This is a genomic window from Ornithinibacillus xuwenensis, from assembly GCF_039614845.1.
GTDB classification, from domain to species: Bacteria; Bacillota; Bacilli; order Bacillales; family Amphibacillaceae; genus Ornithinibacillus; species Ornithinibacillus xuwenensis.
The window spans coordinates 48,369-55,131 of sequence record NZ_JBDIML010000012.1 but is presented as its reverse complement, the minus strand read 5'-3'; the positions used below and the strand labels follow the sequence as shown (position 1 = coordinate 55,131).

General features: G+C 38.4%; 5 protein-coding genes. 4 read left to right on the top strand and 1 reads right to left on the bottom strand.

Features of this window, described 5'->3' with window-relative positions; translation table 11 throughout:
- Positions 1-142: 142 nt before the first annotated feature.
- On the bottom strand, positions 143-1,447 hold the full coding sequence (locus ABC228_RS18985; RefSeq protein ID WP_345826746.1) for a S1C family serine protease: 1,305 nt from the start codon (positions 1,445-1,447) through the stop codon (positions 143-145).
- Between the two features lie 164 nt (positions 1,448-1,611).
- Here ABC228_RS18985 and ABC228_RS18980 point away from each other — a divergent pair, with 164 nt between their 5' ends.
- The 4 genes from ABC228_RS18980 to ABC228_RS18965 all read left to right on the top strand — a co-directional run bounded on the left by ABC228_RS18980 (position 1,612) and on the right by ABC228_RS18965 (position 6,763).
- Positions 1,612-2,298, top strand: coding sequence for a response regulator transcription factor (locus ABC228_RS18980; protein WP_345826745.1), 687 nt, complete (start codon positions 1,612-1,614; stop codon positions 2,296-2,298).
- 3 nt (positions 2,299-2,301) lie between these two features.
- Entirely contained in the window at positions 2,302-3,645 is a 1,344-nt protein-coding gene (locus ABC228_RS18975; protein WP_345826744.1) for a sensor histidine kinase, read from the top strand.
- A 79-nt stretch (positions 3,646-3,724) separates the two neighbouring features.
- The gene (gene typA / locus ABC228_RS18970) at positions 3,725-5,554 is read left to right on the top strand and encodes a translational GTPase TypA (RefSeq protein ID WP_345826743.1); all 1,830 of its coding nucleotides are present in this window, start codon (positions 3,725-3,727) and stop codon (positions 5,552-5,554) included.
- A gap of 168 nt (positions 5,555-5,722) precedes the next feature.
- Positions 5,723-6,763 (top strand): PQQ-dependent sugar dehydrogenase, encoded by a 1,041-nt coding sequence (locus ABC228_RS18965; RefSeq protein ID WP_345826742.1) that lies wholly within the window; start codon positions 5,723-5,725, stop codon positions 6,761-6,763.

Below are 6,763 nucleotides of genomic sequence, written 5' to 3'. Positions count from 1 at the left end.
CCGCCCAAACATTTAATTTACCAATGGATATTGAAAATAAACCAACGAAAAATGGTTCCAATCATCATTTTTTGATGTTTGGAACCACTTTTCATTTATTTTTGGCTAGTTATGTCCCAGCCTCTTTGTTGGTTGGAATAGCTTAATTTTTCCTTTCTGTTAATTGAAGCTCTACGATTTTTTTCTCGCCATTTCGGTACACTTCGAGTTCAACAGAGTCACCAATTTTTGTTTCAGTATACATATATTTTCTTAGTTCTAAAATCGTCGGTGTCTCATGACCATCTATCTTTGTAATAACATCAAATTGTTGTAGTCCAGCCTGGTCTGCTGGTGAACCAGCTTCAACACTAGCAACGACCATCCCATTCTCAATCCCATCTGGTAATACGATGTTATGACGGTACTGCATTGGCACCTGATTTATGGTTGCGGTGCTTATTCCAATAAATGGGCGCTGTATTTCCCCATTCGTTTCGAGCTGCTCCATTATTGGTAATGCAGAATCAATGGGTATTGCAAAGCCTATTCCTTCTACTTGTGTACTAGAAATTTTCATGGAGTTGATCCCAATTATATCGCCATTCGCATCGACTAGTGCGCCACCACTATTACCTGGGTTAATTGCAGCATCTGTTTGTATAACCTCTGTGATCCAATCAGCAACACTGTCACCATTCATATCAATAGAAACTGATCGGTCTAATCCACTAATAATTCCTTTTGTCAGAGAGTTTGCAAATTCCATCCCAAGTGGATTTCCTATTGCAAATACAGTCTCTCCAACTTGTTTTCCATCTGTTGTACCGAGCGTTGCGACTCGATTTACTTTACTTCCATCAATTTGTAATACGGCTAAGTCAGTTAGCTCATCTGAACCAAGTACCTTCGCTTGAATATGCTCATCATTTGATAGTACGACTTCAACCTCTTCGTCTCCATCAACTACGTGGTGATTCGTAACGACGTAAGCTTTACCATCTTCCTTTTTATATATAATTCCAGAACCAGTTCCAGCCTCTTGGCTATTGGTCCAGACGTTTTGCTTTTGTAGGTTTGTGACGCCAACCACTGCCTCTGACACTTCAGCTAAGTTTGTAGAGGTTTCTGCATCTTCTGTTGACAATGTCGTTATTACCTCAGGACTATTACTGTCTGTATCTAGCGCAGTTTTGACAGCACTGTCAGAACTGTCGAATGAGATAACATTGTTAGTCAGCAAAATCAGTAAAACTGCTACAGGAATTAAACCACCCAAAATCCCGACAAAAAATGCTCGAATTGTTGATGGACGCTTCGATTTTTCTTTTTTCTTTTTAGGTTTTGTTATTGGCTTTGTAAGACCAGGATTTTCTATGACTTCGGTTTGATAGGCGTTTTCATCAGCTGAGTGATGTTGCTGATCAGTAGAACTCGAAGCTTGCATCTTATCTTCGTTATGTTCCATTTTATTCACCCTTTCTTCATGTATGTGTATAGCATATCCAGTAGCAGCGGAATACCTTTGGTATAATTGTGGAATAAGTGTGTAATTATACGAAATCTATTGTTTAGCTTCTCTGTATTATGTGAAAATAGAAACTAAGAAAAATTTGTAAAGCGGTGAGAATAATGAAATACCATATTGCTGTGATTGAAGATGACCAAAATATCCAAAATATTGTCTCAGCCTTTTTGAATAAAGAGGGTTATGAAGTAACGGTGATGGAATCTGCAGAAGAGGGTATGGCGTTATGGAAATCAAATCCACCACATATGTGGATAGTTGATATCATGCTTCCAGGAATGGATGGATATGAATTTTGTAAAAAAATTCGAAATGAAAGTGAAGTCCCTATCATTATTGTTTCCGCCAAGGACGAAGAGATTGATAAGATTCTTGGTTTGGAATTAGGTGGGGATGATTATCTAACTAAGCCATTTAGTCCAAGAGAGCTTATTGCACGTATTAAGCGTATTTTTAAGCGGTATAGTCCAGAGAAAACAACGCAAGAAACTGATTCTGATCAAGTCGTTGTCGACCAATTAGCCATTCATAAACATGATCGTCGTGTTTTTTGGGGACAAGCGGAACAGGATGTTACAACGAAGGAATTTGATATGCTTCTCTTGTTTGCCGAGAATGTAAATCGTGCCTTTTCCCGTGAGGAACTATTAATAAAGGTTTGGGGAGAGGATTATTTCGGTAGTGATCGTGCTGTGGACGATTTAGTTAAACGAATTCGTAAAAAAATTAAGGATATGCCCCTTGAGACTGTTTGGGGATTCGGCTATCGGTTACGAAGTAAGGATGAGTAGATTATGAAGCTTCAATATCAACTAAATGCAGCTTTTACAGCACTTTTACTAATCATAATGGCTGTTACCGGTTACGTGATTTACTCCTTGATCTTAGATTTACTAATTCAAGATGAGCAAAGACAGCTTGAACAAAAAGGTGAAATTATCGTTAATGTATTGGATGAAGCCTATATTTCAAGACAAAATTTACAAGAATTTAATGATTTTTTACAGGAACAGGATTTACAATTAATCCTATATGATAAGCAACAGAATGCAGTCCTGTTCTCAACCATGTCCAAGCAAATCGTAACTGGCCTTTTTTTAAATAATGATTTCTCTAATCAAAGTGAAGAGCTTTGGGAATTTGGAAAGGAAAAATATGTAACCTCGCGTATTTTATTTGTACCAGAAAGTCTTGGATTGGAGCTTGTTTTATTAACACCTCTTCAGGACATACAAGGCGTCCAACAGAATTTCATACAGCGTATGCTAATTGTCTTTTTAATTGGAGCGATTGTAGCAATAGGGCTCAGCTATTTCTTAACGAGAAAACTCGTTACACCATTAACAAGATTGAAGTACCAATTAAAGAAAATTGAAAAACGAAAATTTGATGAAGTAGTACCTATTAAGGCGACGGGAGAAGTGAAGGAAGTTGCTCAAAGTGTCTATGACATGGCCAATGAGTTACAACGTTACATCAATACACAGCAGACATTCTTTCAAAATGCTAGCCATGAATTGAAAACACCACTGATGACAATACAGGGTTATGCGGAAGGGATTAAAGAAAAAGTGTTTGAAGAACAAGACGAGGAAAAAGGCTTAGAAGTCATGGTCTCTGAGGTGAATAGATTAAAGAAAATTATTAATGAGATGATCGTACTGGCAAAATTAGAAAGTGAAGAAGCGACCTATAAGCACGATCGTATTGAATTACAGGCGCTATTGGAAAAAGTAATGGAGCGAGCATTACCATTGGCGACGGAAAGAAATATAAAGATAAGTCAGGATTTGGACAATGCGGTATATCTAGTGGGCGATGAAGAGCGACTCCTACGGGCGTTCTCGAACATCACCTTTAATGGGTTGCGTCATGCGAGTACACATCTTTCTATAACGGCATCTATTCAAAACAATCAAGTATATATTATCTTTGAAGATGATGGGGAAGGCATTTCTGAAGATATGATACCGCATATTTTTCACCGTTTTGTGAAAGGTAAGAATGGAGAGACAGGTTTAGGTTTAGCCATTGCAAGAGCAATTATTGAACAAACAGAAGGAAGAATTACAGTGGATAAATCAATTTTCGGAGGAGCAAGATTTACGGTAATATTTCCGAGTAATGGCAATTCGTAATATTAGTGGGACATATATCACTATTTATGATATAATAATCTAGTTTGATTCATCTCGGAAAATAAGAGGAGCGTACTTTATGCAATTAAGAGAAGATATAAGAAATATCGCAATTATTGCCCACGTTGACCACGGTAAAACAACTTTAGTTGACCAGTTATTAAAATACTCTGGTACATTTCGTGAAAATGAGCATGTTGATGATCGTGCAATGGACTCAAATGATATCGAGCGTGAACGTGGAATTACCATTTTAGCTAAAAATACTGCAATTAGTTATAACGATACAAGAATTAACATCTTAGATACACCTGGACACGCAGACTTTGGTGGTGAAGTTGAGCGTATCATGAAAATGGTTGATGGTGTTGCATTAGTCGTTGATGCGTATGAGGGTACAATGCCACAGACTCGTTTTGTCTTAAAGAAAGCATTGGAGCAAAAGTTAACACCAATGGTTGTATTAAACAAAATTGACCGCCCAAATGCAAGACCGACAGAGGTTGTGGATGAAGTATTGGATTTATTCATTGAATTGGGTGCAGACGATGATCAGCTTGAGTTCCCAGTTGTTTATGCATCAGCATTGAATGGTACATCAGGATATGAACCTGAAGAGCAACAAGAAACAATGGATCCAGTCTTCCAAACAATCTTAGACCATATTCCTGCACCTGCGGATACTCGTGAGGAACCTTTACAGTTCCAGGTTACATTGTTAGATTATAATGATTATGTTGGAAGAATCGGAATTGGCCGTGTTGTTCGTGGTAAGATTTCGGTTGGCCAGCAAGTAGTTGTTATTAAAAAAGACGGTACACAAAAATCGTTCCGTATCAGTAAGTTATTTGGTTTCTTTGGATTAAAGCGTATGGAAATTGAAGAAGCAGTATCGGGTGACATTGTTGCAATTTCTGGATTGGATGATATTAACGTTGGTGAAACCATCTGTCCACAAGACAATCCAGATCCGCTACCAATATTACGTATTGATGAACCAACGCTTCAAATGACGTTTCTAGTAAATAATAGTCCGTTTGCAGGGCGTGAAGGAAAGTTCATCACATCTCGTAAGATTGAAGAACGTCTAATGAAGCAATTAGAAACCGATGTTAGTTTACGTGTAGAGCCTACTGAATCTCCAGATGCATGGGTTGTGTCTGGGCGTGGTGAGTTACACTTATCGATTCTGATTGAAAACATGCGTCGTGAAGGCTATGAGCTACAGCTTTCAAAACCAAAGGTAATTCTAAAAGATATCGATGGTGTTCTATGTGAACCAGTTGAGCGAGTACAAGTAGATGTACCGGAAGAACATACTGGGGCAATTATGGAATCACTTGGAGCACGAAAAGGTGAAATGCTGGATATGGTGAACTTTGGTAATGGTCAAGTTCGCTTAGAATTTAAAGTACCTTCACGTGGTCTAATCGGGTATACAACAGAATTTATGTCTCAAACACGTGGTTATGGTATTCTAAACCATACATTTGAAGCATATGAGCCAATGATTAAAGGACAGGTTGGTGGAAGACGTCAGGGTGTACTTGTCGCTTTAGAAAATGGTAAAGCTTCTACTTACGGAATTATGGGGCTTGAGGATCGCGGTATTATCTTTGTTGATCCAGGGACAGAAGTATATGCCGGCATGATTGTTGGAGAGCATAATCGTGAAAATGACTTAACTGTAAATATTACAAAAGAAAAGCATTTAACTAACGTTCGTTCTGCAACGAAAGACCAAACTTCTGTTATCCGTAAGACAAGAAGTATGTCACTTGAGGAAGCATTAGAATATTTAAATGAGGATGAATACTGTGAAGTAACGCCAGAGTCAATTCGTCTACGTAAGAAAATCCTAAATAAAAATGAACGTGAAAAAGCAGCAAAACGCTCTAAACTAGTATAATATACAATCCGACATCTCTTGTGATGTCGGATTTTTTTGTTTAACGAACAGGTCAAATCCTTTCAGCCCACTTATAAAATAGTCTCTTTTGTTCTAGAATGTAGCTAAGGATTAGAGAAAAAGGAGTGAATTACGATTCGAAAGCTTTTTCCATTTATGAGTGTGTTGATGTTAATCAGTTGTTCAGACCAAAAACAAGAAGTGCCAAATCCGTCGTCAACCGTTATCAACCAATCGGACAAAAAGGTTGAGATAATCGCGACAAACCTCCAAGAGCCTTGGGAAATTGCAAGACAAGGTGATACGTTTTATATAAGTGAACGAGACGGAAGCATCGTAGAGATAGTGGATGGCAATAAACAACGAAAACCAGTTAACTTGAAAAAAGATTTATCTAACCAACCTGAAGCGGGATTACTCGGAATAGCTCTCCCAGCTGATTTTACAAATACTGCCTATGCGTATTATTCCTATGTAGAGGATGATACATATTATCAACGAGTTGTCGAAATTAGGTTAGTTGATGGGGGTTGGGAAGAATCAAATGTTCTGTTAGATAAAATTCCAGGTGGACAATACCATCAAGGGGGAAGAATAGAGATTGGTCCGGATGAAAAATTGTACATCACGACTGGTGATGCAACTGTACCGGAGCTTGCCCAAGAAGTGGATAGCTTGGCAGGGAAGATTTTGAGGATGAATTTAGATGGAAGTATCCCGACAGATAATCCTTTCCGTAATAGCTATGTATATTCCTATGGCCATCGAAACCCTCAAGGAATTGCGTGGGACAGTTCTGGAAATATGTATGCAACAGAACATGGATCAAGTGCACATGATGAGATAAACCAAATAGAAAAAGGATCTAATTATGGCTGGCCAATTATCCAAGGTAGCCAGATACAAAAGGGGATGGAGCCACCAATTATTCACTCAGGTGAAACTACTTGGGCCCCTTCTGGTATGGCATTTTTACATGATCGATTTTACTTCGCATCCTTAAGAGGGGAAGGATTGCGTATGTTTGACCCCAATACGAAAGAACAAGCACTAGTGTTAGCCAATGTTGGACGAGTCCGTGATGTCTTTGCTACCCCAGAAGGGTTATATCTCATTACGAATAATACGGACGGACGCGGGAATCCATCGAGAAATGATGATGTCCTTCTATTTATACCGATTGATCAATTAGAGCTTTCTTCTTCGTGA

What these genes read in the sequence shown, in the direction of transcription:
- typA (WP_345826743.1), top strand. Translation starts at nt 3,725, where the DNA reads ATGCAATTAAGAGAAGATATAAGAAATATCGCAATTATTGCCCACGTT.
- ABC228_RS18965 (WP_345826742.1), top strand. Translation starts at nt 5,723, where the DNA reads ATGTTAATCAGTTGTTCAGACCAAAAACAAGAAGTGCCAAATCCGTCG.
- ABC228_RS18975 (WP_345826744.1), top strand. Translation starts at nt 2,302, where the DNA reads ATGAAGCTTCAATATCAACTAAATGCAGCTTTTACAGCACTTTTACTA.
- ABC228_RS18980 (WP_345826745.1), top strand. Translation starts at nt 1,612, where the DNA reads ATGAAATACCATATTGCTGTGATTGAAGATGACCAAAATATCCAAAAT.
- ABC228_RS18985 (WP_345826746.1), bottom strand. Translation starts at nt 1,447, where the DNA reads ATGGAACATAACGAAGATAAGATGCAAGCTTCGAGTTCTACTGATCAG.